The organism is Anaeromyxobacter sp. Fw109-5 (genome assembly GCF_000017505.1).
Taxonomy (GTDB): Bacteria; Myxococcota; Myxococcia; order Myxococcales; family Anaeromyxobacteraceae; genus Anaeromyxobacter.
In genome coordinates, this window is the sequence record NC_009675.1 from 3,396,230 (window position 1) to 3,420,499 (window position 24,270).

The window sequence follows — 24,270 nt, forward strand, 5'->3', positions numbered from 1 at the left end:
GCGCGAGCACCCGCGGAAGCTCGCCGTCACCGTCCGCAAACCAAGCCAACAGTCGCACCGGCCCAAAGCTTCCACGCGGCCAGAAGTGCTGGGCTTTCACCCGGGCTGATTGCGGCGGAGCGCCACATTGTCCCCAATGACCCACCCCCGCGGCAGATAGCTGCGGCGCGGTTCGGTCCTCGAGTCGATCGGCGACCTCAGGGCATCGGAACCGCCGCGAGGAGCGTCCGCCGTGTGCGACGACGGAGCAGGATGTGCGTGACGCGGGACGGCAAACCATCACGATCGGTGAACCGTCCGCCGTGGCGCGACGCGCGCGAAGGTACCTTGCACCACGGGTACCCGTAGACTCGGGCGTGCACGAGCTGCGTCTCTGCGACGAGGGGGGAGGCTGCCGGCAAGGACCTGGACGACCGAGGCGACATCCGGCTCGACCTGCACACAAACGCCGCCGCGAGACCACCTCGCCCCCGATCGTCCACGGAGGCGACGGTGCGTGGAGTCGGCTCCCGGTCGCGCGAGGACCGCGGAAGCGGGCTCCCTCCGGCGGCGCCTGTTCCCCCGGCGGGGCGGCTTCCTCCCGGGGGCTCGCCTGGACGTCCGCCCTGCTCCCACCTTGGCGCCATGGGGGAGCTCCTCTTCTTCGCCAGCTGTGCCGCGTCGGCCGTGGCGTGGGCCTCGCTCGGGGCGCGCCGCGCCGGCGACGGTCGGCGCAGCCCGATCGCGTACGCGCTCTTCGGCGGGGCCGCGGCGTTCGGGCTCGCCGTGCTCGCCTATGAAGCGCTCGCGGCGGCGGGCGTTCGCGTCGAGTGGGAGCGGCTCGTCCGGGGCGAGCTCGCCGTGGCGATCGCGCTGGCCGTCGCGGTCGGCCTCGTCGAGGAGGGGGCGAAGCTCGCGGGGATCCTGCTCGTCGTGGAGCGCGGCTGGCGGACCTCGGCGGTGCTCGGGGCCTCCGCCGGCGTGTCGGCCGGGTTCGCCGCGCTCGAGGCGCTCACCACGCTGCACGGGGCGGCCTCGCCGGTCGCGCTCGCGCGCGTGGCGCTCGGCCCCGCCGCGCACGCCCTGCTCGCGCTGCCCCTCGGGCTGGCCGTCGCGGCGGACGGCGGAGCGGGACGCCGCCCCTGGGCGACCGTCGCGGTCGGCCTCGCCGTGTCGGCGACGCTGCACGCCACCGGAGATCTGAGCCTCGCGCGCGCGCCCGCGGGCCAGCTCGGCTACGGCCTCGCGCTCCTCGCGGCGCCGCTCTGGGTCTTCGTGCGCGCCCGCCTCGCGGCGCGGTCGCCCGCCCCCGGCCGCAGGGCGATGGCGGCTACCTGACCCCGGCCGCCACGTACGCCGCCACCTCGCGCCAGACCTGCTCGAACTGCGCGCGGTCGAAGCCGCTGCCGCTCGTGAGCCAGTCGAAGTGCGGCGGCACGCGCGTCGGATGGTGGAAGTGGCCGATCACGTCCAGGTGATCCGCCCACGCCGCGTGGACCACGTCACCCCAGAGCTGGCTGAGCGTCGGGACCATCCCGTCGTTCGCGCGCACGTCGGTGCGCCAGCCGTACGCGCGCCGCAGCACGGCGGCCTGCGCGCGCGTGAGGCGCGGCTGCCGCTCCGCGGGGGTGCGAGAGGCGATCCGGTACAGCGCCACGTACACCGCGTGCGTGGTCTGCGCGTAGGGGTCGAGCCCCGCGCCGATCGCGGAGCGGAGCCCCGGCGGGCGGGCGCGCGTGAGGACGCAGCCGTAGCGCACGCCCGGGCGATCCTGGGTGGCCGCGTTGAACACGTCCATCGAGCCGGGCGTGATCTGGCCGACGAGATCCTGATCCTTGCCCAGGCTCGAGAAGAACGACTCGATCTCCACGCGCCGATCGCGCGAGAAATCGGCGAGCAGCTCGTGCATGAGCTGCTGGACGAGGCTGCCCGGCGGGGCCTCGCGGCGGCGGAGGAGGCGGGCCACGCGGAGCCCGAGGCCGATGGGGAGCCTCCCTGCGCGGAGCACGTAGATGGTGAGCAGCGACAGCAGCCGGAGCACCTGCTGCCCGAGCAGGCTGTTGAAGAGGTGCGCCACGGGCGTGCCGTGGTGGGGCGTCGAGACGCTGACGACGGTGCGGACCGCGCGCGCGTAGCGCTCCACCTCGCGCGGCGAAGGGAGCGACACCTCGGGCGTGACGACGAGCCGCGCGTCGAGGCCGCCGCTCGAGTGGCCGATCACCGAGACCGTCCCGCCCTCCGCGTCCACCGCCTCGGCGATGCTCTCCACGAGCCGCGCGGCGCGGACCCGCAGGGACGCCGTGGGGACGGTCGGCACCACGCGGACCGAGCCCCGTACGCCTAGCGCGGGACCGATCTCCGACAGGTAGTCGCGGACGTGCCCGAAGTAGGCGAAGTCGCCGAGGTTCGCGAACCCGAAGAAGCCGGGGACGAGCAGGAGGTGGTGCGGCCCGTTCACGCGGGGCAATCTACCCGAGCGAGCGGCCCCACCGGCCTCCCGGGCGTGGCGCGAGGCGCCGCCCCCCCGAACGAGCGCGCACCGCGCCCGCCTGACCCGCACGCGGCCGGGTCCAGCTTCACGCCGGTTCCGGGCCGGCATCGCGTCGGGGACGCGGGTGTACCGGGTCGCGTGACGTCGGGTCGCCGCCACGGTGGCGCTCCGCGCGGATGCCCTGCGGGCGGGATCAGACGAGCACGTCGCGCAGGGAGGCGTCGCGATCGAAGATCGCCTTCGCGTACGGGCAGAGCGGGACGAGGCGGGTGCCGCTCGCCCGCGCCCAGGCGACCGCGGCGTCCACCAGCCGGCGCGCGACCCCCTGACCGCGCAGCGCGTCCGACACCTGCGTGTGCTGGAGAAGGGCGCGGTCGGCTCCCTCGCGCTCGTAGGCAAGCTCCGCGACGCGGCGGCCGCCCTGCTCGACGTAGAACGCCCCCCACCGACCCTCCTCCTCCTGCCGCACGTCCAGCCCGCCGGCCTCCACGTTCACCTCGCTCATGCTCCAGGAGTAAGGCTCGGGCGCCCGCGCCGCACGCCTGACGGCGGCGGCCTGGAATGTGACGCGTCCCTGACCCAGGGGTATCATCGACCACACCTGCAGCGGAGGTGTTCCGACGTGCGGAGCAACGGGGGCACCGCAGCAGACGGTCTGGCGGACGCGCTCTTCGAGGAGGCCGGCGCCGGCCTCTGCCTCGTGAGCGCGTCCGGGAAGGTCCTCCGCGCCAACCGCGAGTGGCTGCGCGTCACCGGCCACCTCGAGGGTGAGGCGCTCGGGCGCGAGGTGGCGGAGCTGCTCCCGTGGGATCGCGCGCTCTCGCGCGCCCTGGACGAGCCGCTCTCCGCCGGGGAGCGGCGCGAGCTGCCGCGGCGGCCGCGGAGGGTGAACGGGCGCGAGGTGTGGTGGGAGGGGCGCGTCACGGGCGTCGCGCTCGAGGGCGGGACCGGTCGCCTCCTCGCGCTGCGCGACGTCACCGCCGAGGCCGTCCCCGGCCCGTTCCGCGACGCGGGCGCGCGCTACCGCCGGCTCTTCGACGAGCTGCGCGAGCACGTCTTCGTGTACACGGTGGTCCGCGACGGCGCGGGCCTGGTGATCGACTGGATCCTGGCGGACGCGAACCACCAGGCGCTGGCCCTCCTCGGCGCACCGCTCGAGCGCGTCGCCGGGCGCCGCGCCTCCGAGCTCTTCGGCGCCGCCGCGCTCGCGGAGCAGCTCGCCGCGTCCCGCGAGGTGATGGCCACCGGGCGCGGCCTCACGTTCGAGCGCCGGTTCGCGTGGGACGGCCGGCACTACCTCACCTCGCTCTTCCCGCTCGACCACTGGAACCTCGTCGCGGCCGGGATAGACACGACCGAGCGGGTCGCGGCCGAGGAGGCGCTCCGCGCGGAGGACCGGCGCAAGAGCGAGTTCCTCGCCATGCTGTCGCACGAGCTCCGGAACCCGCTCGCGCCCATGCGCACGGCCGTCGCCGTCCTCGAGCGGGCCGCCCCGGGGGCGCCGGAGGCCAGCCGGGCGCGCGCGGCGATCACCCGGCAGACCGAGCACCTCGCGCGGCTGGTGGACGATCTCCTCGACGTGACCCGCATCGCGCACGGGAAGATCCGGCTGCGCACCGAGCGGCTCGACCTCGCCGCGCTGGTGCGATGCACCGCCGACGACCACCGCGACCTCCTCGCCGCGAGCGGCGTCGCGCTGCGGGTGACGGGCGCGGTCGAGCCGCTGCCCATCCTCGGCGATCGCACCCGTCTCGAGCAGGTGGTCGGGAACCTGCTCGCGAACGCCGGCAAGTTCACGAGGCGCGGCGGCAACGTGACCGTGACGCTCGGCCGCGAGCGCGACCGGGCGGTCTTCTCGGTGGCGGACGACGGCGAAGGCATCGACCCCGAGCTCGTGCCGCGCCTGTTCGCGCCGTTCGTGCAGGCGGACGACGGCCTCGACCGGCCGCGCGGCGGCCTCGGCCTGGGGCTCTACCTCGTGAGATCGCTGGTGGAGCTCCACGGCGGCAGCGTGGCGGTCCGGAGCGGCGGCTCGGGACGCGGCGCGGAGTTCACGGTCGGGCTGCCGCTCGTCGAGGAGGCGCGGGCGCCCGAGCCCACGCGCGATCCGCTCTCGGGGAAGGGCCCGCGGCGCGTCCTCGTCATCGAGGACAACCCGGACGCCGCCGAGATGCTGCGCGACCTGCTCGCCGGGGCGGCGCACGAGGTCGAGGTCGCCCCCGACGGCCGCCAGGGCGTGGCGCGGGCGCGCGCGCTGCGGCCGGACCTGGTCCTGTGCGACATCGGCCTGCCGGTGATGGACGGGTACGAGGTCGCTCGCACCCTGCGCGGTGACCCCGACCTCTCGGCGACGCTCCTCGTCGCCCTGTCGGGCTACGCGATGCCCGACGACGTCGCGAAGGCGGCGCAGGCCGGATTCGACCGCCACCTGGCGAAGCCGGTGTCGCTGTCCGAGCTCGGCGCAGTGCTCGCGGCGGCGGCGCGTAGCGTCTGAACGTCCGATCCCGAAGCCGACGAGCGAAGCGAGTCCGCCGGGGCGCCATCGCGTTCGCGGCGAAGGCGCCCGCGATGGCGCAGGGGACCCGGCGAGCCAGGGTGGGGCTGCACACGCCGAGCTCGGCTCGGCGGGGCGGGGGCGCAGCCCCCGTTAGACGCCGCGCCCCGTCCGGAAATGCGTTAAACCCTCGCGCCGACACCGCCCGAGGGTTCCCATGAACGACGCCTTCACCGCGCACCTCCGCGCGCAGCTCCGCCAGCTCGAGGCCGACGGCCTGCTGAAGCGCGAGCGGGTGCTCACCACGCCGCAGGGCGCCTGGGTGGAGGCCGACGGCCGTCGCGTCGTGAACCTCTGCGCGAACAACTACCTCGGCCTCGCCGGGCGCCCGGAGCTCGTGAAGGCGGCCCAGGAGGCGCTGCCGCGGCACGGGTTCGGCCTCTCCTCGGTCCGCTTCATCTGCGGGACGCAGGACGTCCACAAGGAGCTCGAGGGGCGAATCGCCCGCTTCCTCGGCTTCGACGACGCGATCCTCTTCTCGTCGTGCTTCGACGCGAACGGCGGCGTGTTCGAGGCGCTGCTCGGCGAGGAGGACGCGGTCGTCTCGGACGCGCTCAACCACGCCTCCATCATCGACGGGATCCGGCTCTGCAAGGCGCAGCGCTACCGCTACGCGAACGGCGACATGGCGGAGCTCGAGGCGCGGCTCCGCGAGGCGGACGCGGCCGGGGCCCGCTTCAAGCTGGTCGTGACGGACGGCGTGTTCTCGATGGACGGATACCTCGCGAGGCTCCCCGAGATCTGCGACCTCGCGGAGCGCCACGGCGCGCTCGTCATGGTGGACGACAGCCACGCGGTGGGGTTCATCGGCGCGAAGGGGCGCGGAACGCCCGAGCACTTCGGCGTGATGGGCCGCGTGGACCTCGTGACCGGCACGCTCGGCAAGGCCCTCGGGGGAGCGTCGGGCGGGTACGTGGCCGGCTCCCGCGAGGCGGTGGAGTGGCTCCGCCAGAAGGCGCGGCCGTACCTGTTCTCGAACACCCTCGCCCCCGTGATCGCCGCCGTGAGCCTGGAGGTGCTGGACCTCGTGGAGCGGAGCGACGACCTGCGGCTCCGGCTTCGCGAGAACGCCGCCCACTTCCGCGCCGGGCTGACGCGGCTCGGCTTCGAGCTGCTCCCCGGCGAGCACCCCATCATCCCGGTGATGCTGCACGACGCGCCGCTCGCCCAGGAGTTCGCGCGCCGCCTCCTCGAGGAGGGGGTCTACGCGATCGGCTTCTTCTTCCCGGTCGTCCCCAAGGGCCGGGCGCGCATCCGCACGCAGATGAGCGCCGCGCACTCGCGGGAGGACCTCGACTTCGCCGTGGGCGCGTTCGAGAAGGTAGGCCGCGCGCTCGGCGTCATCCGCTGAGAGGGACCATCGATGAAGGCGCTGGTGAAGTCGCGGCGGGCCGAGGGCATCTGGATGGTGCACGACGCGCCCGTGCCGGAGGTGGGCGTCCACGACGTGCGCATCCGCGTCCGCAAGAGCGCCATCTGCGGCACCGACGTCCACATCTACAACTGGGACGAGTGGAGCCAGCGCACCATCCCGGTGCCGATGATCGTCGGGCACGAGTACGTCGGCGTGGTCGACGCGGTGGGCGGGGAGGTCGAGGCGTTCCACCCGGGGGACCGCGTCTCGGGCGAGGGGCACGTCACGTGCGGCTTCTGCCGGAACTGCCGCGCGGGCAGGCGGCACCTGTGCCGCCACACCATCGGCGTCGGCGTGAACCGGCCCGGCTCCTTCGCCGAGTACGTGGTCATCCCCGCCGACAACGTGTACCGCATCCCCGACGACATCCCGGACGAGGTCGCCGCGATCTTCGATCCCTACGGGAACGCGACCCACACCGCGCTCTCGTTCGAGCTCGTCGGCGAGGACGTGCTCGTCACCGGCGCGGGGCCGATCGGCGTGATGGCGGTGTCGATCGCCCGGCACGTCGGCGCGCGCCACGTCGTCGTCACCGACGTGAACGACTACCGGCTCGGGCTCGCGCGGAGGATGGGCGCGACGCGCGCCGTGAACGTCGCCCGCGAGGACCTCCGCGCCGTGATGAAGGACCTCGGGATGAAGGAGGGCTTCGACGTCGGCCTGGAGATGAGCGGGAACGGGCGGGCGTTCCGGCAGATGCTCGAGGCGATGAACCACGGCGCCAAGGTGGCGCTCCTCGGCATCATGCCCGGCGAGGAGGCGATCGACTGGAGCCAGGTCGTCTTCAAGGGCCTCGTGCTGAAGGGCATCTACGGCCGGGAGATGTACGAGACCTGGTACAAGATGGTCGCGATGCTGCAGAGCGGCCTCGACATCTCGCCCGTGATCACCCACCGCTTCCCGATCGACGAGTTCCAGCAGGGCTTCGACGTGATGCGGAGCGGCCAGTCCGGCAAGGTCGTGCTCGACTGGGGGACCTAGACGCGCCGCGGGCGATCCCGGTCCGCTCGGGGTTGTCGAAGGTGCGCGGCCCGGGGGCGCGTCAGCCCGAGAGCGGGTCCTCGCCCTCGGTCCACGACGGCAGCACCCGGTCGTCGAGCTGGAAGTTCTCGCCGTCGTGCTCGGTGAAGACGACGTAGACGCTCCGCTTCGGCACGCGCCAGGTCTTCTCCAGCTCGTCCATCACCGCGAGGGCGAGGCGGCGCTTCTGGTCGGCGGTGCGCCCGCGGCGGATGTCCGCGTCGAGGAACGCGATCCCCTGCTCCGGCCGCTCGGCCCTCCCGAACACGAGGTCCTCCCGGCCGTAGGCGCGGAAGGTGATGCCGATGTGATCGGTGCCCGTGTCCATGATCTTCGCGAAGTGCCCCACGACGGCCTCCGCGAAGCGGCGCTTCTCCTCGGGCGTGGGGCTGAAGTTCAGGTCGAAGGAGAGGTGGGGCATGGCGGGCTCCGGCGTCGAGGGAGGTCCGCTGTCGAGTAAGCGCCGCGCGGCGACGTCGCGACGGCCCGGGTGGGAGCGCCGGCGCGGGCCGGCTGACGCGCGGCGGCCGCGCGGTTACGCTCCGCTCCGTGCGCGTGGTGAGCAGGTGGGGGGCGACTGCGGACGAGGCCGCGGAGGAGTTCCCCTGCGATCGGCTGTGCGCGGGCGCCGACGCCGCCTACCTCAGGGCGGTCACCGTCCGCGCCGCGCCGCCCACGGTGTTCCGCTGGCTGTGTCAGCTTCGGGTGGCGCCCTACTCCTACGACTGGATCGACAACCTCGGTCGTCGCAGCCCGCGCGCGCTCACGCCCGGCGCGGAGCGGCTCGCCGCCGGCCAGACGGTGATGACGATCTTCGAGCTCCGGGCGTTCGAGCCGGACCGCTCGCTCACCGTCGTGAACAAGGTCCGCCGGGGCGGGCGCGCGCTGTTCGGCGAGGTCTGGGTGAGCTACCGCGTCGTCCCCGCGCCGGGCGGCGCTTCCAGGCTGACGGCGAAGGTCCTCGTCCGATATCCCCGTGGCCCGTTCGGCCGGCTGATGCGCGCCGTCCTGCCGATCGGGGACCTGCTCATGATGCGGCGCCAGCTCCTCAACCTGGGAGCGCTGGCGGAGCGCGAGGACCGGAGCCGCCGCTGATCCCTAGTCCCGAAGAGTGGGACCCACCGTCGAGGATCTGGGGACAGACGAACCCGGCCCGGGTTGAGTATCCTGCGCGTCCCCATGTCGTCCGGTAGCGACAGCGCCGCCCGCGGACGCGGCTCCTCCGCGAGCCCCACCCTCCCCGAGGCCCGCCGCGCGGCGCCGGAGGAGGTCCTCCGCCAGGTCGAGGCGGCGGGGCGCAGCCCGGTGGTGGCGGCGGTGCTCGAGGTCGCGGACGGAGCGGTGCTGGTGCTCAACGCGGAGCGCCAGATCGTGGCGTCGAACGATCGCGGCCCGCTGGCCGGCGATCCCGGCCACGCCCTGGGGCTGCGCATGGGGGAGGCCCTCGGCTGCGTGAACGCCCTCGCCGCGGGCGACTGCGGGGTCACCCCGGCGTGCGGGCAGTGCGGCTCGCTCGCCGCGCTCGTCGGCTGTCACCGCGAGGCGCGCTCGCTCGAGGCCGAGTGCCTGCTGCGGAGCGAGCTGCCCGGGCACGGCGCGCTCGAGCTCAACGTCCGCGCGACCCCGCTCGTGATCGACGGCCATCGCTTCACGGCGGTCTCCCTGCGCGACGTCTCCGCCGAGAAGCGGCGCGACGCGCTCGAGCAGCTCTTCCTGCACGACGTCCTCAACACCGTGGCCGGGCTGCGCGGCTGGGCCGCCCGCATGCGACGCGGCACCGTCGACCCCGCGGCGGCCTCGGCGCGGATGGATCAGCTCTCCGCCCAGCTCGAGCGGGAGATCCGCGATCACCGCGCCCTCGTCGCCGCCGAGCGCGGCCTGCTCGTGGTGGACCCCGGCCCGGTGCGGGCGGCGGACGTCCTCGCCGACCTCGCCGCGATCTTCGCCTCGCACCGCGCCGCGCGCGATCGCCGGCTCGCCGTCGCGCCGGCGCCCGCCGAGCTCGTCCTCGTCACCGACGCGTCGATCCTCCTCCGCGTGCTCGCGAACATGGTCGTCAACGCGCTCGAGGCCACCGCGCCCGGCGGGGTGGTCCGCGTCCGCTGCGACGCCCAGCGCGGCGAGGTGGGGTTCGAGGTCCACAACGCCGAGCTCATTCCCCTCGACGTGCAGTCCCGGATCTTCCAGCGCTCCTTCAGCACCAAGGCCGCGCGCGGGCGCGGCCTCGGCACCTACGGCATGAAGCTCCTCGGCGAGGGCCAGCTCGGCGGCGAGGTGGCGTTCACCTCGGACCCGGCGCGCGGCACCGTCTTCTCCATCCGCCTGGCCGCGGGCGGGCCTCGCTCCGCCTGAGGCCGGGGGCGCGGCCCCCCGGCATCATCTCCGCGCGCCCGAGCGCCTCCCCTCGATCCGCGCCTCGGCGGTGCCCCGCACCGGCGTCTCGGGAGCCAGGCCTTCCGGAATCGCGAGCTCGCTGCCCATCACCTGGATCCGCTGCCCGCCGAGCCGCATCCGCACCGCCCCGGAGAGCTCCCACGCGAGCTCCAGGTCGAGGGCGTCCCCGTGCGCGCGGCCCCTGCCCGAACGCAGCGTCCCCTCGACCCGCCCCTGCGCGCCCTCGTTCTCGTCGAGCTCGAACGCGCAGCGCTGCCCTGCCTCGAAGGCGAGCTCCCCCTTCGGCCCCGCCCGTGCCTGGAGCTCGCAGCTCTTGCCTCGCGCGGCGAGCCGCACCCGTACCCGCCCCGGTCCGCCCTGCGAGACGACGGCCCGCCCCTCCTCGCGGAGCTCCTCCTCGGGAAGGCCGCTGGCGCGGACGCGCACCGTCGCCTCGAGGCGGTACTCGCCGGCAGGCGCCGGCGGCGCCGCCGTCGCGGGAAGGGCCGCGCACGCGGCGATCAAGGCGAGCTGCATGAAGGACGTGCTCCGCATCGCTCCTCCTCGTCGACTGCCCGGTTCCCACTCGGCCCCCCGGTGCGACGGCCGCCCGGAGGCTCACGCCCCCGGCCGGGCGCTACTGTGCGAGAATCGCACGTCCGGACCGGCCGGTCCGCAAACTCGAGGAGGAAGTCCGTTGAACAAGAACACCATCATCGCGCTGCTCGTCGGCGTGCTCGCCGGTCTCGTGATCGGCTACTCGGTCGGCTCGAGCATGTCGGCCAGCGCCCCCCCGCCGGTCATGGCCGCGCCCGCCGGCGCCCCACCGGCCGGCATGCCCGGCATGCCCGGCGCGCCCGCGCCCAGCGGCGGCATGGACGTCCAGCAGCGGATCGCGACGCTCCAGCAGGTCGTGACCCAGGACCCCAAGAACGCCGGGGCGTGGACGCAGCTCGGCAACGACTACTTCGACACGAACCAGCCGCAGAAGGCGGTCGACGCCTACGGCAAGGCCCTGGCGCTCCAGCCCGGAAACGCCGACGTGCTGACCGACCAGGGCGTCATGTACCGGGCGCTCGGGCAGTTCGACAAGGCGGTCGAGAACTTCCGCAAGGCGAACGAGGCGAACCCGCGCCACATGCAGTCCCTGTTCAACCTCGGGGTGGTCTACGCCTACGACCTCAAGCAGCCGAACAAGGCGATCGAGGCGTGGGAGAAGCTCGTCGCGCTCGAGCCGAGCAGCCCCCAGGCGATCCAGGCGCGCACGCAGATCGAGCAGCTGAAGAACGCGCCCAAGTAGCCTTCGGGGAGGGTCGGGCGCACGACCTGGCGACGGTGCCGGGTGCCCGCCCGGGTCGGGCGCGCTCGCCTCGACTGGAGGCGCGCGCGACGCCGGCAGGTGCGGTATCTCACCCACGTGAGAACGCACCGCCTGCTCGCCGCCTCCACCCTCGCCGCCGTCGCCCTCCTCGCCAGCGCCTGCGCGTCGCGCCGCAGCGCGCGGCTCGCCGAGCAGCCCATCTCGCCCGAGCGCGACTGGGACTCGGAGCTCCGCCGCGATCACCCGCTCGTCGGCAAGATCTGGGACCAGCGCGGGCAGCGCTTCGTCGACGAGGCGACCCTGGCCGCCTCGGTGTCGGCCGCCGAGTTCGTGATCCTGGGAGAGGTCCACGACAACCCCGATCACCACGCCGTCCAGGCGCGCCTCGTCGGCGCCATCGGCGCGACGCGCCGTCCGGCGCTCGCCTTCGAGATGCTCGAGGAGGACGATCAGCCCGCGGTGGACGCGGCGCTCGAACGCCACCCCTCGGATCCGGACGCCCTCGCCCGCGCCGTCGACTGGGAGCACAGCGGCTGGTACGCGTTCTCGATGTATCGGCCGATCTTCGTCGCCGGGCTCGCGGCGAAGATGCCCATCGTCGCCGCGAACCTCCCGCGGAAGGTGGCGAAGGACGTCGCGTTCCAGGGCGAGGCGGCGCTGCCCGAGGAGGTGCGGGCAGCGCTCCAGCGCGCCGGCCCGCTCGCGCCCGAGACCATCGCCACCTGGCGCGCGGAGATGAAGTCCTCGCACTGCGACGCGCCGATGCCGGAGGAGATCCTCGATCGGCTCGCCCTCGCCCAGCGCGCCCGCGACGCGCAGATGGCGCTGCGGATGATCGGCGGCGCCGCCTCCGGCGCCGTGCTCGTGACGGGGAACGGGCACGCCCGCGTCGACCGGGCGGTCCCCGCCGTCCTCGGGCGCGAGGCGCAGGGACGGACCGTGCTCGCCGTCGGCGTGCTGGAGGTGCAGGAAGGGCTGCTCGAGCCCTCCCGCTACGCCGCCGACCTGAAGGCGGCCACGCTCCCCTATGACTTGGTCGTGTTCACCCCCGCGACCGAGCGCGAGGACCCGTGCCTCGCCCTGCGCGGTCACGACTTCTCGAAGCCCAAGGCGCCTCCACGCCGCTGACCGGGAGTGCCCCGCCGCGACCTCCCACCCCGAGAACGAGAGGACGCCGCCGGCCCCGAGCCCAGCGGCGTCCAACCCCTCGTGGCGACGCGAGGGGCTCCCGCTGAGAGAGCTCTAGTTCGTGGCGGACGCCTTCTGCGGCGTGGTCTTGGCCGTCTTCGTCTGGGTCGCCTTCTTCTCGGTCTTCTCGGTCTTCGCTACCGCGGCCTTGCCCTTCTCGGAAGCGCTGGTGGAGGACGCGGTGGTCATCTGCTTCTCGCCGCAGGGGAACGCCGGGGTCGCGAGGCCGAGGATCGCGAGCGCGGTGGCGGCGCGGAGGACGAGCTTCATGAAGGACTCCTTCCGTTTTCTGGGCCCCGGAGCGGAGCCTCGCGTCCCATGCCGGCCGCGACAGGCTGCCGCAACCCGTCCGCCTCGAAGCGGACGTTTGCGCCCCGTCGTCGCCCGTGCGCGCCCTGCCGCTCGAGGCCCCGCCGGGCGCCCCTCTTGCGGGCGACCCCACCGAAGGGCTGGGGCGGTGACCGTCCAATGACGCCGCCTCGGTAAGCCGCAGGGATGCGTGCGCTCCTCGTCCAGGGTTCCACGCCGCCGACGTACTGGGGCTACGGGCACAGCCTCCCCTTCATCCGGAAGGACGCGGCGCTGCCGCCCCTCGGCCTCGCGACGCTCGCCGCGCACCTGCCTCCGGGCTGGGAGCTGCGGCTCCACGATCTGCACCTCGGTCCGCTCCCCGACGAGCTGATCCGCTGGGCGGACGCGGTGCTCGTGTCGGGCATGCTCGTCCAGGCGCCGTCGATGCTTGCGACGCTCGCGCGGGCGCGCGACCTCGGGAAGCCGGGCGTCGTGGGTGGGCCGGCGCCCACCACCTCGCCGGAGCGGTTCCCGGAGGCGGCGTACGTGTTCCGCGGCGAGGCGGAGGGCCGCCTCGATCGGCTCGTCGCCGCGCTCGAGCACCCGGGGTCCGTCCGCGAGCGCGAGCTCTCGCCGCGCGGCGACGGCCGGCCCGATCTCGCGCTCACGCGCGTGCCGCGCTTCGACCTGCTCGCCCTCGACCGGTACGCGAGCCAGGCCATCCAGGTGTCGCGCGGCTGCCCGTTCAGCTGCGAGTTCTGCGACATCATCGAGGTGTTCGGGCGCGTGCCGCGCGTGAAGTCGGCGGCGCAGGTCCTCGCCGAGCTCGACGCGCTCTGGCGCCTCGGCGCGCGCGGGCCGCTGTTCCTCGTGGACGACAACTTCATCGGGAACCGGCGCGCCGCGGCGCGGCTCCTCCCGGAGATCGCGCGCTGGCAGCTCGCTCATGGGCGCCCGTTCGACCTCTACACGGAGGCGAGCCTCGACCTCGCCACGCTCCCGGACCTGCTCGACGGCATGGTCGCCGCCGGCTTCTCCGCGGTGTTCGTGGGGGTCGAGACCCCGGAGCCCGCCGCGCTCGAGGAGGCCGGCAAGCGCCAGAACCTGCGCGTCGACCCGGCGGAGGCGGTGCGGCGCCTCACCGCGGTGGGCCTCGAGGTGTTCGCCGGGTTCATCGTCGGCTTCGACGCCGATGGCGCCGAGACGTTCGAGCGGCAGCGCGCGTTCATCCAGGGGCTCCCCATCCCGCGCGCGATGGTCGGCACCCTCACCGCGCTGCCCGGCACCGCGCTGTGGCGTCGGCTCGAGCGCGAGGGTCGACTCCGCTCCGAGGCGACCGGCGACCAGTTCGACCGCACCAACTTCGAGCCGGCCATGGGGGAGGAGCCGCTCCTCACCGGCTACCGGCGGCTGCTCTCGGAGCTCTACGACGAGGACGCGTACTTCCGGCGCTGCGCGCTGCACCTCGCCCTCTCCCGGCCGCTGCGGTCGCCGCTGCGGAACGGCTCGCTCGCCGCGCTCGGGCGGGCGGTGTGGCGCCTCGGCCTGCTGGGCCCCCGGCGCCGGCACTTCTGGCGCCTCGTCGGCGCGGCCCTGCGGCGTGGCCCGGCGGCCGTCCCGCGCGCGGTGACGCTCGCGATCCTCGGGGAGCACCTCGTGCGCTACACGCACGAGGAGGTGCTCCCGCGCCTCGACCGCCGGCTCGCGGAGCTGCGCGCGGCCGGCGGCGGCGGCGGTCCCGCGCGAGCGGTGGCGTCGCCGGTGACCTGACGGCGGTGACCGCGACGCGGCGGGACGCGGCGGATCGAGAGGCCCGCTCCTCCCGAGCGTGGCGTCTCCGCGCACCGCAGACGCGGACGCGGCGGCAACAGTCGTTTATGTTGTCGAGCGCCACCCCCGTGACGCTCGCCGACCTCATCGACCTCGAGGCCCAGCTCGCCCGCGACCGCGAGGCGCCGTCCGGCGCGCTCGAGCGGCGCGACCGCGCGCTCCTGGAGGACGAGCCCGCCGGCCTCCCGCGGGGGGAGCTGCTGCGTCGCTGGCTCGCCGCGCTGCGCGAGCACGAGCCCGGCCTCCTCTTCCCCGGCCGGACGGTGTCCCGCACGCTGTCCGGCGTCCGGGTCGCGCTCGCGGCGATCGGGCTCGTCCTCGGGTGGGGCGCCGCGGCGGCCCTCCTGCGCTACACCGGCGAGCACCCGGTGAACGTCTGGGACGTGCTCCTCGCCCTCGTCGGCGTGCAGCTGCTGCTCCTGCTGTCCCTCGTCGCCGCCTTCCTGTTCCCGCTCGCGACCCTCGGCGCGCCGCTGCTCGGCGTCTTCCGCGAGGCGATCGCGGCCGTGTCCGCGCGGCTCGCCGGGCGCGCCGCGGGGCCCGCGCGCGGCGAGGAGTGGCGCGCGCTCTGGCACCGGCTGCGGAGCCGCCGCTCGCTGTACCACCACGTGGAGCCGTGGCTGCTGCTCGGCGCCACGCAGGCGTTCGGGGTCGCCTTCAACGCCGGCGCGCTCCTCGGCTGCCTCCGCCTCGTCGTCTTCTCCGACGTCGCGTTCGCGTGGAGCACCACCCTCGTCGATCTGGACGCGGCGCGCTTCCACGCGCTCGTCGCCGCGCTCGCCCGGCCCTGGGCCTGGCTCTGGCCCGACGCCGTCCCCTCGCTCGCGCTGGTCGAGGCCACGCGCTACTCGCGCCTCGAGAGCGCGTACCTCGGCCACGGCGGGGCGGGCCGCGCGGCGGATCCTGCGCTCGTCGGCGGGTGGTGGCGCTACCTGCTCGCCGCGGTCGCGACCTACGGGCTGCTCCCGCGCGCCGTCGCCCTCGCGCTGGCGCGCCTGCGGGCGGCGCGGCTCCTCGCGCGCCTGCCGCTCGACGACGCCGAGGTCTCGCGGGTCGTGAGCAGGCTCGCCGAGCCGCACGTCGAGGCGGGGGCCCTCGCGCCGGAGCCGGAGATCGCCGCCGCGCACCGCCCGCTCGCGCCCGCGGCGGCGCCCGCGAGCGGCGACCGCTGCGCCGTGGTGCTCTGGCGCGACGTGCCGGCGCGGCCCGACGTGCGGGCCGCGATCGCCCGTCACGTCCGGCGTGACATCGCCTCCGTCCACGCCGCGGGGGGGCGGGACGACGCGGGCGCGAGCTGGGGTGCGGCGGTGGACGGCGCGGAGCCGGTGGTGGTGGTGGCCGAGGCGTTCGAGGCGCCGGACCGGGCGGCGCTGCGCCTCGTGCGCGAGCTCCGGGGCGCGCTCGGTCCGCGCCGCCACCTGCTCGTGCTCGTGGTGGACGTGGGCGACGGGCGCGTCGGGCCCGCCTCGGAGGCGAGCGTTCGCACCTGGCGCGAGGGGCTCGCCCGCCTCGAGGATCCCTACCTCGCCGTCGAGTCGCTCGAGGAGGCGCCGTGACCCCGGACGTGCCGCGCTTCGCGGTGGTCGGCCGCGTGAACAAGGGCAAGTCGAGCATCGTCGCGACGCTGGCCGAGGACGACACCGTCCGCATCGACGCGCGCCCGGGCACCACCACGGAGGTCCGCGAGTTCCCGGTCCGCGTGGACGGCCGCACGCTGTTCGTGCTCGTGGACACCCCCGGCTTCGAGGACGCCCCGCGCGCCCTCGCGTGGCTCCGGGCGCGGGAGCCGAGCGCCGCCGAGCGTCCGGCGCGGGTCGCGGAGCTGGTGCGGACGTTCGAGGGCACCGACGAGTTCGTCGAGGAGCGCCGCCTCCTCGCGCCCATCCTCGCCGGCGCGAGCGTCCTGTACGTGGTGGACGGCACCCACCCCTACCGGCCGAACTACGAGGCCGAGATGGAGATCCTCCGCTGGACCGGCCGGCCCGGCATGGCGCTCGTGAACCGCATCGGCGCGGACGACCACGCCGCCGAGTGGCACCGCGCCCTCGACCAGTACTTCAAGATCGTGCGCGACTTCGACGCGTTCGCGGTGTCGTTCGAGGAGCGGGTGCACCTCCTGCGCGTCTTCCGGGAGCTCCGCCCCGACTGGCGCGCGGCGGTGGACGAGGCGGTGGCCGCGCTCGTGGCGCAGCGCGGGCGCCGGCGCGCCGAGGCCGCCGCGGTGGTCGCCGAGCTCCTCGTGGACGCGCTCACCCACACCGAGGAGCTCGCGGTCGAGGACGAGGCCGCCATCGAGGAGCAGCGCGATCGGCTCGAGCGGAGCTTCCACGACGCCCTGCGCGCGCGCGAGGCGGAGGCGCGCCGCCGGATCGAGGCGCTGTACGGCCACCGCGAGGCGCGGTTCGAGGAGGCCGCCGGCCTCGAGCGGCCGGTCTACCGGCAGGACCTGTTCGCGGAGGAGGCGTGGAAGCTCCTCGGGCTCTCGCCGGCCCAGCTCGTCGCGGCGGGCGCGCTCGCGGGCGCCGCCATCGGCGGAGCCGTGGACGCGGCCGTCGGCGGGGCGAGCATCTTCGCGGGCACCGTGCTCGGCGGCGCGCTCGGCGGCGGGGGCGCGCTGTACGGGGTGGGGAAGCGCTACGCGCGCGTCCGCTCCGTGGGGCCGCCGGGGATCCCCGGCCTGATCGTGGACGTGCAGCGCTACTGGTCAGGCGCCCGGCGCTTCCGCATCGGCCCGCACGCGCAGCCGAACTTCCCCTGGGTCCTGCTCGACCGGGCGCTGCTGCACTACGACAGCGTGGCCCGCCGGACGCACGCGCGCCGCGGCGCCATCCCGGTGCAGGGCGAGGGCGCCCGCGCCGGGATGGTGACGGAGTTCGCGCGCGGCGAGCGGCGCGCCCTCGAGACCCTCTTCCGCCGGCTCCGGCGCGAGCCTCACGACCCGCCGCGCACCGTCCGCGACGCGCTCGAGCGGGCGATCGCCCGCATCCTGCGCCGCGTGGATCCGCTCCCCGGCGAGGAGCCCGGCGCGGAGCCCCTCCCGGACGGCCCGGGCCCGGGCGGTGCCACGCCTGCGCGCTGACGGGGGAAGACCGATGTTTGGTCCATGGGCTCGCTCCTGCACCGCGCGTTCACGGCCGCCGAGGAGGCGCTCCTCGCCCGCACGCTCGTCGGACGGCGGCTCGCCCGGGACGTCCGGGGAGGCGACGGCCTCGTCGCGTTCGCGGCGGGGGCGGAGATCGACCGCGCCTTGCTCGATCGCGCGCGAGAGCGCGAGCTCCTCGACGAGGTGGCGCGGGCGGCCGAGCCGGGCACCAGCGACACCGAGCTCGAGGACCTGTTCCTGTGGCTCGCGGAGCGCCGGCGGAGCCGCGGCGCGTGACCGGTCCGAGGACGGCGCTCGTGGTGAACGTGCGCGCGCGGCGCGGGGAGGACTGGTTCGCGCGCGCGCGCGCCGGCCTCGCCGGACGCGGCGTGGAGCTCGCCGCGGCGCACGCGGTGGATCCGGACGAGCTCCCCGGGCGCGTGCGCGAGGAGCTCTCGCGCGGCGCCGAGCGGATCGTGGTCGGGGGAGGCGACGGCTCGATCGCGGCGGCCGCGGGCGTGCTCGCCGGCACCCGCGCTGCGCTCGGCGTGCTGCCGCTCGGCACCGCCAACGACTTCGCGCGGAGCCTGCGCATCCCGGACGACCTCGAGCGCGCGCTGCGGGTCGTCTCGCGCGGCGCCGTTCGCGCGGTCGACGTGGCGTGGCTCGGCGACCGCGCCTTCCTGAACGCCGCGAGCCTCGGCGTCTCGTCCGAGCTCACGCGCCGGCTGCACGGCGGCCTGAAGCAGCGCGTCGGGAAGCTCGCCTACCCCGTCGCCGCGCCGGCCGCGGCGGTCGGGCAGCCGGCGTTCAAGCTGCGGCTCGAGCTCGACGGGCAGGTGCTCGAGGAGGACGCGCTCCAGGTGGTCGTCGGGAACGGGCGGTTCCACGGCGGGGGCCGGCTCGTCGCCCCCGGCGCGCGGATCGACGACCATCGCCTCGACGTCTACGTCCTCCGCGCCGCCGCCGACGTGCGCAGGCCGGACCGCCTCCGCGACCTCGCCGCCCTCGCCCGCTACGGCTGGCTGCTCCTGCGCGGGCGGCACCTCGAGCACCCGCGCGTCTTCCACGCACGGACCGGCCAGGTGCGCGTGGTCACGGATCCGCCGCTCGAGGTCGACGCCGACGGCGAGCTCGCCGGCCATACTCCCGCCGAGCTGCGCGTCGCCCCCGGCCAGCTCCTCGTCATCGCGCCGCCGCCGCGCCGGTGGGCGAGACCCTGGAGGAGCGAGGTGCGCGAGGTCCGGGTGTGAGGACGACCGGGGCTGCGCGGTGATCACCGACCGCGACCTTGTCATTCGTCACATCGGCTCGCGCTGGACTCGGGACGAGGTGCCGACCGCGCGAGCGTGGTGGGCACGCGCGACGGAGCAGTACGAGCGAGGGAAAGGCGGGCTACGAGGAGGCCCGCGGGGCGGAGTCGCCGCGGATCGGCGTCGCCGGAAGACGCTGCGGTCGGCTTTGCTCCCGTTCCGCCGACCGCGGTCACGTTGCCCACAAGCCCTGCTGAATGGCAGCTGGCGCGGCGCCGGCGTACCCCGTCCGCTCGGAGGCGCTCTCACGCCGGAAACGATCCATGTGCTCGCGCCCGTAGGTCTGTTCGGCGTGCAACAGGTTGTGCGACCTGCAGGCGACTCGGAGGTTCTCGACCGTCGAGGGTCCGCCCAGGGCCTGCGGGTGGATGTGGTCGAGCTCCAGCTGCCAGCGGCTGTTGCAGCGCCGCCCGTCCGGAGCGACCCAGGCGCAGCGTCCGCCGTCGCGCTTCCAGACCTCGCGCCGCACTATCGCCGGGATCGTGCTCGTGGGCGCGGCGGGCTCGGCAGAGGGCCGTGGGTCCCGGTCCGCCTTCCGCTGACGCTGCAGCTGCGGCGCGACCGCGCCCTTGCGCTTGCCGTGCTTCTCGACGGCGCAGCGGATGGCCTCGCGGAGCACCGCCGCGAGATCGCCGTCCGGGATCTTGTGCGAGAGCAGCGCGGTGAGCGTCGAGGTCCTCCTTGCAGCCCCGGTCGATGGTGACCCGCAGCGACCAGTCGCTCTCGCTCACCGCGCGGGTCTCCGCCCGCGCCTTCTGGCGAGGAACGTCGGGCAGCGCGGAGACCGTGGGCGGCAGCGACCCACCAGCCGCCGCCGGCGCGGGGATCGCCTCCTGCGGCTCGGCAGGTCCGGCATCCACTGCCGCCAGCGGCAGCGCCGGGGCGCTCGCGGCTGGAGCGCGGTCGGGCAGCTTGCGGACGCCCGTCCGCGGAGCGGTGCGCGCCTGGAGCGAGGCGACGAGGTGATCCACCTCGGCCTTGGTGCGGTAGGCGGCCCGGGCGACGAGGTCGGGCAGGTTCTCCTCGGTCAGCACCTGGCCGAGCAGCTGGACGGTGGAGATGCAAAGGCGGCCATCGCGCAGGGCGCCCTCGAGGCTGGGGAACCGGCGCAGCACCCGCATCGCCTGGATGCGTCGCCCGGCCGCGCCCTCGCGCAGGTGGAGCACCTCCAGGCAATACGCCCAGAGCGAGGGGTAGCCGGCGTCCACGTACGCGCGGCGGCGATCGAACTCCTCGAGGTGGAGGAGGAACTCGACCTGGACGTCGCGCTCCTGGCCTGCGAGCTCGCGCAGGCGCTGGGCGAGCAGGGTCGAGTCGAGGGCGGAAGGGGCGACAGCGGGCATGGTGCACCTCCTTGTGCACCGTTCGTAACACGCGATTTGCGGCTCTCCTGGAACGCACCAGGCTCGCGCCTGCGCTGCGTTCCGGGCCCGCCCCTTCGCCGTCCACGCGGCGCGCAGGACGCGCACGGCGCGCCCTGCCTACGCTCGCGAGGAGCGTGTTCCCGACGCGCCGAAGACGTGTGAGCGCGTTTCGTCTCGAACCTCGTCAAGAGGGCAACGTTCACCCACCGCAACTGGGACTCGCGTGGCTCGCAAGAGCTATCGCTGGAGATAGCAAGGACTATGAGTGAATGCCGCCGTCGGCCGAGCGTGCGCGCAACTTCCTCGGACCTGCTCTGCCCGCACGTCCAGTCCTCGCGCCGACGGCGACGAAGACCCGCCGCGTGCCATGCCCGAGGCGCGCCGGGAACCGGGCGCTTCTCCCCTCGATGCCCGAGCCCTCTGCGTCGAGCGGCGGCACACAACCCCGCGCGCGCGCGCGTGCTGTCGCCGTGGGATGTGATGAATCGAGAGACCGCGACCCCGACGTCGCCCCGGTCGGATCACTCGAGGCCGGTCATCCCGAACGTAGCTCCGTCGCGTCAGCGACCGAGCGGAGTCGAGGGACCGCGACCCCAACCACCCCGACCTCGACGACCCCAACCACCCCGACCTCGACGGACCTCGACCCCGACCCTACTCGTCCTCCACCAGGGCGGCGAGCTCGCCGTGCACGTCGCCGCCGAGGTTCAGCTCCACGAGCCGGCGCAGGTGCGCGATGCTCTCGAGATCGATCGCGTGCCAGCGGATCCCGACGCGCGTCCCCTCGCGATGCGCGACCGCCCCGTCCATCCGGACCACCGCGTCGCCGCCGCCGAGCCGGAGCGCGAGCGCGCACGGCTCGCCGCGCTCGGCGTCGAAGCCGTCGCCCACCTCGATGAGCGCGCCCTTCAGCGACACGTCGACGAGCCTGGCCGGCGCGACGCCGTTCCGGACGTGCAGCTCGACGCTCGACTGGAACGGGATGCGCGAGAACCGCCGCCGCTCGGGTGCGTCCGCCATTTCGCCCCTCCTCGTCGCCCGAGCCAGGGATCCGGGGCGTCCGAGCGAGGGTCGCCCGGACGGTCACCGCGACGCAACGGGGGGGCCGGGGCGCGCGTGTGCGCACACGTCCACGTGCGACCCGGTCACCATCACCGGGCCCAGGCGCGCGTCGGCGAGGGCCTCGAAGATGGCGCGAGAGACCACGGCGGGATCCTGGAAGACGTCGGCGACGACGGACGCCGGAAGGATTTCCCGGGCTTCCCCGGGACGCCGGTGGGGCTGGAATCCGGAGCGCCCGAGCAGCTCGAAGGCGTCGCGGTAGCGAGCGGGTTCGGCGCTGGAGAGCGCGAATCGGATGACCGTCCACATGACCCTTTCGGCAACCTCCGTCCCGACAGTCGACCCACCAAGTGCCCGAAGGGGAGCCGCCAGCGGGTGAGGCAGGGTGTGCGGCGCTCGCCCGCCAGGGTTGCGCCGCGTCCTCGTGGCGTGGTGTGTGGTCCCTCGTGCGAACGCTCGACGAGCTCGTGACATTCGTGCGCGAGCGAACCGCGCCCGCCCCCGTGCCGCTCGTGCCCGAGATCGTGCTTCACCAGGCGAGCGAGCTGACGCCGCTGTGGCACGCGACGGCGGCCGAGCTGGCGGGGTGGGACGACTCGCCGTTCTGGGCGTTCCCCTGGGCGGGCGGGCAGGCGCTCGCGCGCCACCTGCTCGATCACCCGGAGCTCGTCCGTGGCCGGTCCGTCGCCGACTTCGCGACGGGCAGCGGCCTCGTCGCCTTCGCGGCCCTGCGCGCCGGCGCGGCGCGGGTGCTCGCCCTCGACCTCGACCCGTTCTGCGAGGCGGCGGTCCGGGCGAACGCGGCGCTGAACGGGGTCGCGCCCGAGTTCCGCGCCGGCGACGCGATCGGCGACGCGCTGCCGGGGGTGGAGGTGCTGCTCGCCGGCGACGTCTTCTACGAGCGATCGCTCGCCGCCCGGAGCACGGCCTGGTTCCGCGCCCTCGCCGCTCGAGGCGTGCGGGTCCTGGCAGGCGACGCCGGCCGCACCTACGCGCCGCCCGCCGGGTTCGAGGACCTGGCCAGCTACGACGTTCCCACCAGCCTGGAGATCGAGGACGGTCCCTCGCGCCGCGCGCGCGTGCTCGCGTTCCTGGCCTGAGCGTCCCGCCCCGGTCGGCGCCGCGCGGGCGGCGCGTCCGCCGGTCGGGTGTTAGGCTCCGCGGCCATGCTCGACGTCTCCGCCCCGCCCGGCCCCGAGGATCCCGAGCGCCGCTGGCTCGCCGAGGTCTATCAGCCGGACGCCCGCCAGCTGACGCTCCGCGCCGCGCTGGCGGGCTGCGCGCTCGGAGCGGTGATGGCGCTCTCGAACCTCTACGTCATCCTCAAGACGGGGTGGAGCCTCGGCGTCACGATCACCGCCTGCATCCTCGCGTTCGCCTTCTTCCGGGCGGCGCGCGCCGCCGGGCTCGCGCGGACGGAGTTCGGCCCGCTCGAGAACAACGCGATGGCCTCCGTCGCCTCGTCCGCGGGGTACATGACCGGCGGCGGGAACATGGCGGCGCTCCCCGCGCTCCTGATGCTCACGGGCGCGCGCCCGGACGCGCTCCCGCTCGTCGCCTGGTTCGCGACGATCGCGGCCCTGGGCGTCTTCGTCGCCATCCCCATCAAGCGCCAGCTCGTGAACCGCGAGCAGCTCCCGTTCCCGACCGGCACCGCGACGGCGGAGACGATCCGGGCCCTCCACGGCGACGCCTCGAGCGGCAAGGCGCGGCTCCTCGGCGGCGCGGCGCTGCTCGGCGCGGCGCTGGCCTGGCTGAAGGACGCGCCCGCCGCCTGGACGCCTCTGCGACTCCCCGCGACGCTCGGCCTCCCCTTCTCGATCGCAGGGCTCCCCGCCGCGCGCTGGGGGCTCGCCGCCGAGACCTCGCTCCTGCTCGTCGGCTCGGGCGCGCTCGTCTCCTTCCGCACCGGCTGGTCCATGCTCCTCGGCGCGTTCCTCACCTACGGCGTCCTCGCGCCGGCGATGGTCGCGCGCGGCGCCATCGAGGCGGTCACCTACCGCGCCATCGTCCAGTGGACGCTCTGGGGCGGCGCCGCACTGCTCGTCAGCTCGGGCCTGCTCACCTTCGCCCTGCAGTGGCGGAGCGTCGTCGCGTCGCTCGGCGGCCTCGGGCGCGCGGTGCGCGGCGGCGACCGCGGCGACCCGCTCGCCGCCGTCGAGGCGCCGGCGTCCTGGTTCGTCGGGGGGCTGCTGGTGCTCGGTCCGGCGGTCGTGCTGCTCATGCGCGCGCTGTTCGGGATCCCGCTCTGGGTGGGCGCGCTCACCGTCCCCCTCGCGGTCGTGCTGGGGTTCATGGCGGCGCGCATCACCGGCGAGACGGACACCACGCCGACGAAGGCGTTCGGGCCGCTCACGCAGCTCCTGTACGGCGGGCTCCTCCCCGGCCAGCTCGTGCCGAACCTGATGGGGGCGAACGTGACGGGGGGCATCGGCCTCCACGCGGCGGATCTCCTCACCGACCTCAAGAGCGGCTACCTCCTCGGCGCGCGCCCCCGCCCCCAGCTCGCGGCGCAGCTCCTCGGCACGATCGTCGGGGCGGCGGCGATCGTGCCGGTGTTCGACCTGCTCGTGCCGGACGCGAGCGTGCTCGGCTCGGAGAAGTTCCCCGCCCCCGCCTCCCAGGTGTGGGCGGGCGTCTCGCGCGTCCTCGCGGCTGGCGTCGGCGCGCTCCACCCGACGGCGCGGGTGGCGATCGCCGCCGGCGCGGCGCTCGGAGCGGCGCTGGTCCTGCTCGAGCGCCTCCTGCCGGCCCGGGCGCGCGCGTTCGTGCCGACCGCCTCGGGCCTCGGCCTCGCCATGGTCATCCCGGGCACGAGCTCGATCGCGATCTTCGTCGGCGCGACGCTCGCCGACGCCCTGCGGAGGACGCGGCCGGCGCTCGCGGACGCGGCCGTGCTCCCCGTGGCGTCCGGGCTGATCGCCGGCGAGAGCCTCATGGGCATCGTCGTGGCGATCGTGCTCGCGCTGGGGCTCGGCGGGTGACCCC

General features: G+C 75.2%; 22 protein-coding genes and 1 pseudogene. 15 read left to right on the top strand and 8 right to left on the bottom strand.

The window, feature by feature from the left end:
• The first annotated feature begins 624 nt into the window (after positions 1–624).
• Positions 625–1,317 (top strand): PrsW family glutamic-type intramembrane protease, encoded by a 693-nt coding sequence (locus ANAE109_RS14995; RefSeq protein ID WP_041448378.1) that lies wholly within the window; start codon positions 625–627, stop codon positions 1,315–1,317.
• Here the strand turns inward: ANAE109_RS14995 and ANAE109_RS15000 are convergent.
• Both ANAE109_RS15000 and ANAE109_RS15005 read right to left on the bottom strand, forming a co-directional pair.
• Positions 1,310–2,437, bottom strand: a complete 1,128-nt coding sequence (locus ANAE109_RS15000) for a triacylglycerol lipase (protein ID WP_041449249.1) — start codon at positions 2,435–2,437, stop codon at positions 1,310–1,312. The genes ANAE109_RS14995 and ANAE109_RS15000 overlap by 8 nt on opposite strands.
• Before the next feature lie 226 nt (positions 2,438–2,663).
• Positions 2,664–3,062 (bottom strand): GNAT family N-acetyltransferase, encoded by a 399-nt coding sequence (locus tag ANAE109_RS15005; protein WP_012097730.1) that lies wholly within the window; start codon positions 3,060–3,062, stop codon positions 2,664–2,666.
• Positions 3,063–3,092: 30 nt separating this feature from the next.
• On the opposite strand from ANAE109_RS15005, the gene ANAE109_RS23555 reads away from it, so the two are divergent.
• The 3 genes from ANAE109_RS23555 to tdh all read left to right on the top strand — a co-directional run bounded on the left by ANAE109_RS23555 (position 3,093) and on the right by tdh (position 7,419).
• Positions 3,093–4,964 carry an ATP-binding protein gene (locus ANAE109_RS23555; protein WP_012097731.1) on the top strand — a complete coding sequence of 624 codons (1,872 nt, stop codon included), beginning with the start codon at positions 3,093–3,095 and terminating at the stop codon, positions 4,962–4,964.
• Positions 4,965–5,181: 217 nt separating this feature from the next.
• A complete protein-coding gene (locus ANAE109_RS15015; RefSeq protein WP_012097733.1) occupies positions 5,182–6,375 on the top strand; it encodes a glycine C-acetyltransferase in 1,194 nt (397 codons plus the stop codon).
• A 12-nt stretch (positions 6,376–6,387) separates the two neighbouring features.
• Positions 6,388–7,419 carry an L-threonine 3-dehydrogenase gene (gene tdh, locus ANAE109_RS15020; protein ID WP_012097735.1) on the top strand — a complete coding sequence of 344 codons (1,032 nt, stop codon included), beginning with the start codon at positions 6,388–6,390 and terminating at the stop codon, positions 7,417–7,419.
• 61 nt (positions 7,420–7,480) lie between these two features.
• Here the strand turns inward: tdh and ANAE109_RS15025 are convergent, their stop codons facing one another.
• Complete coding sequence (locus ANAE109_RS15025; RefSeq protein ID WP_012097737.1) at positions 7,481–7,879, bottom strand: tautomerase family protein; 399 nt, start codon at positions 7,877–7,879, stop codon at positions 7,481–7,483.
• Between the two features lie 128 nt (positions 7,880–8,007).
• Between ANAE109_RS15025 and ANAE109_RS15030 the strand changes: the two genes are divergently transcribed.
• Positions 8,008–8,553, top strand: coding sequence for a hypothetical protein (locus ANAE109_RS15030; RefSeq protein WP_012097739.1), 546 nt, complete (start codon positions 8,008–8,010; stop codon positions 8,551–8,553).
• 84 nt (positions 8,554–8,637) lie between these two features.
• Entirely contained in the window at positions 8,638–9,810 is a 1,173-nt protein-coding gene (locus ANAE109_RS15035) for a HAMP domain-containing sensor histidine kinase (RefSeq protein WP_012097740.1), read from the top strand.
• 24 nt (positions 9,811–9,834) lie between these two features.
• Here ANAE109_RS15035 and ANAE109_RS15040 read toward each other — a convergent pair whose 3' ends face one another.
• Positions 9,835–10,386: a hypothetical protein gene (locus tag ANAE109_RS15040; protein ID WP_012097741.1), complete on the bottom strand. Its 552-nt coding sequence runs from the start codon at positions 10,384–10,386 to the stop codon at positions 9,835–9,837.
• A gap of 142 nt (positions 10,387–10,528) precedes the next feature.
• On the opposite strand from ANAE109_RS15040, the gene ANAE109_RS15045 reads away from it, so the two are divergent.
• Positions 10,529–11,131 (top strand): tetratricopeptide repeat protein, encoded by a 603-nt coding sequence (locus ANAE109_RS15045; protein ID WP_012097742.1) that lies wholly within the window; start codon positions 10,529–10,531, stop codon positions 11,129–11,131.
• A gap of 117 nt (positions 11,132–11,248) precedes the next feature.
• Positions 11,249–12,280 (top strand): ChaN family lipoprotein, encoded by a 1,032-nt coding sequence (locus tag ANAE109_RS15050; RefSeq protein WP_234945150.1) that lies wholly within the window; start codon positions 11,249–11,251, stop codon positions 12,278–12,280.
• Positions 12,281–12,394: 114 nt separating this feature from the next.
• On the opposite strand, the gene ANAE109_RS15055 is transcribed toward ANAE109_RS15050, so the two are convergent.
• Positions 12,395–12,610, bottom strand: coding sequence for a hypothetical protein (locus ANAE109_RS15055; RefSeq protein ID WP_012097744.1), 216 nt, complete (start codon positions 12,608–12,610; stop codon positions 12,395–12,397).
• 225 nt (positions 12,611–12,835) lie between these two features.
• Between ANAE109_RS15055 and ANAE109_RS15060 the strand changes: the two genes are divergently transcribed.
• The 5 genes from ANAE109_RS15060 (at position 12,836) to ANAE109_RS15080 (ending at position 18,796) form a co-directional block, all read left to right on the top strand.
• A complete protein-coding gene (locus ANAE109_RS15060) occupies positions 12,836–14,401 on the top strand; it encodes a B12-binding domain-containing radical SAM protein (protein ID WP_012097745.1) in 1,566 nt (521 codons plus the stop codon).
• Between the two features lie 128 nt (positions 14,402–14,529).
• Positions 14,530–16,017: a DUF2868 domain-containing protein gene (locus ANAE109_RS23560; RefSeq protein WP_049768600.1), complete on the top strand. Its 1,488-nt coding sequence runs from the start codon at positions 14,530–14,532 to the stop codon at positions 16,015–16,017.
• Positions 16,014–17,540, top strand: coding sequence for a DUF3482 domain-containing protein (locus ANAE109_RS15070; RefSeq protein WP_012097747.1), 1,527 nt, complete (start codon positions 16,014–16,016; stop codon positions 17,538–17,540). The genes ANAE109_RS23560 and ANAE109_RS15070 overlap by 4 nt, the downstream gene beginning before the upstream one ends.
• A 24-nt stretch (positions 17,541–17,564) precedes the next feature.
• Positions 17,565–17,840: a hypothetical protein gene (locus ANAE109_RS15075; RefSeq protein WP_012097748.1), complete on the top strand. Its 276-nt coding sequence runs from the start codon at positions 17,565–17,567 to the stop codon at positions 17,838–17,840.
• Positions 17,837–18,796, top strand: coding sequence for a lipid kinase (locus tag ANAE109_RS15080; protein ID WP_012097750.1), 960 nt, complete (start codon positions 17,837–17,839; stop codon positions 18,794–18,796). Before ANAE109_RS15075 ends, ANAE109_RS15080 begins: the two co-directional genes overlap by 4 nt.
• 232 nt (positions 18,797–19,028) lie before the next feature.
• Here the strand turns inward: ANAE109_RS15080 and ANAE109_RS24210 are convergent.
• The 3 genes and pseudogenes from ANAE109_RS24210 to ANAE109_RS24640 all read right to left on the bottom strand — a co-directional run bounded on the left by ANAE109_RS24210 (position 19,029) and on the right by ANAE109_RS24640 (position 21,591).
• A pseudogene (locus ANAE109_RS24210) lies at positions 19,029–20,199 on the bottom strand (HNH endonuclease).
• A 675-nt stretch (positions 20,200–20,874) separates the two neighbouring features.
• Positions 20,875–21,240, bottom strand: coding sequence for a PilZ domain-containing protein (locus ANAE109_RS15095; RefSeq protein WP_012097752.1), 366 nt, complete (start codon positions 21,238–21,240; stop codon positions 20,875–20,877).
• Positions 21,241–21,303: 63 nt separating this feature from the next.
• Positions 21,304–21,591 (bottom strand): hypothetical protein, encoded by a 288-nt coding sequence (locus tag ANAE109_RS24640; RefSeq protein WP_041448381.1) that lies wholly within the window; start codon positions 21,589–21,591, stop codon positions 21,304–21,306.
• 167 nt (positions 21,592–21,758) lie between these two features.
• Here ANAE109_RS24640 and ANAE109_RS15105 point away from each other — a divergent pair, with 167 nt between their 5' ends.
• Positions 21,759–22,382 carry a methyltransferase gene (locus ANAE109_RS15105; RefSeq protein ID WP_234945152.1) on the top strand — a complete coding sequence of 208 codons (624 nt, stop codon included), beginning with the start codon at positions 21,759–21,761 and terminating at the stop codon, positions 22,380–22,382.
• Positions 22,383–22,448: 66 nt separating this feature from the next.
• Complete coding sequence (locus ANAE109_RS15110; RefSeq protein ID WP_012097755.1) at positions 22,449–24,266, top strand: OPT family oligopeptide transporter; 1,818 nt, start codon at positions 22,449–22,451, stop codon at positions 24,264–24,266.
• Positions 24,267–24,270 lie beyond the last annotated feature (4 nt).

What these genes read in the sequence shown, in the direction of transcription:
- ANAE109_RS15075 (WP_012097748.1), top strand. Translation starts at nt 17,565, where the DNA reads ATGGGCTCGCTCCTGCACCGCGCGTTCACGGCCGCCGAGGAGGCGCTC.
- ANAE109_RS15110 (WP_012097755.1), top strand. Translation starts at nt 22,449, where the DNA reads ATGCTCGACGTCTCCGCCCCGCCCGGCCCCGAGGATCCCGAGCGCCGC.
- ANAE109_RS15005 (WP_012097730.1), bottom strand. Translation starts at nt 3,062, where the DNA reads ATGATACCCCTGGGTCAGGGACGCGTCACATTCCAGGCCGCCGCCGTC.
- ANAE109_RS15095 (WP_012097752.1), bottom strand. Translation starts at nt 21,240, where the DNA reads ATGGCGGACGCACCCGAGCGGCGGCGGTTCTCGCGCATCCCGTTCCAG.
- ANAE109_RS24640 (WP_041448381.1), bottom strand. Translation starts at nt 21,591, where the DNA reads ATGTGGACGGTCATCCGATTCGCGCTCTCCAGCGCCGAACCCGCTCGC.
- ANAE109_RS15055 (WP_012097744.1), bottom strand. Translation starts at nt 12,610, where the DNA reads ATGAAGCTCGTCCTCCGCGCCGCCACCGCGCTCGCGATCCTCGGCCTC.
- tdh (WP_012097735.1), top strand. Translation starts at nt 6,388, where the DNA reads ATGAAGGCGCTGGTGAAGTCGCGGCGGGCCGAGGGCATCTGGATGGTG.
- ANAE109_RS15025 (WP_012097737.1), bottom strand. Translation starts at nt 7,879, where the DNA reads ATGCCCCACCTCTCCTTCGACCTGAACTTCAGCCCCACGCCCGAGGAG.
- ANAE109_RS15060 (WP_012097745.1), top strand. Translation starts at nt 12,836, where the DNA reads ATGCGTGCGCTCCTCGTCCAGGGTTCCACGCCGCCGACGTACTGGGGC.
- ANAE109_RS15040 (WP_012097741.1), bottom strand. Translation starts at nt 10,386, where the DNA reads ATGCGGAGCACGTCCTTCATGCAGCTCGCCTTGATCGCCGCGTGCGCG.
- ANAE109_RS15015 (WP_012097733.1), top strand. Translation starts at nt 5,182, where the DNA reads ATGAACGACGCCTTCACCGCGCACCTCCGCGCGCAGCTCCGCCAGCTC.
- ANAE109_RS14995 (WP_041448378.1), top strand. Translation starts at nt 625, where the DNA reads ATGGGGGAGCTCCTCTTCTTCGCCAGCTGTGCCGCGTCGGCCGTGGCG.
- ANAE109_RS15035 (WP_012097740.1), top strand. Translation starts at nt 8,638, where the DNA reads ATGTCGTCCGGTAGCGACAGCGCCGCCCGCGGACGCGGCTCCTCCGCG.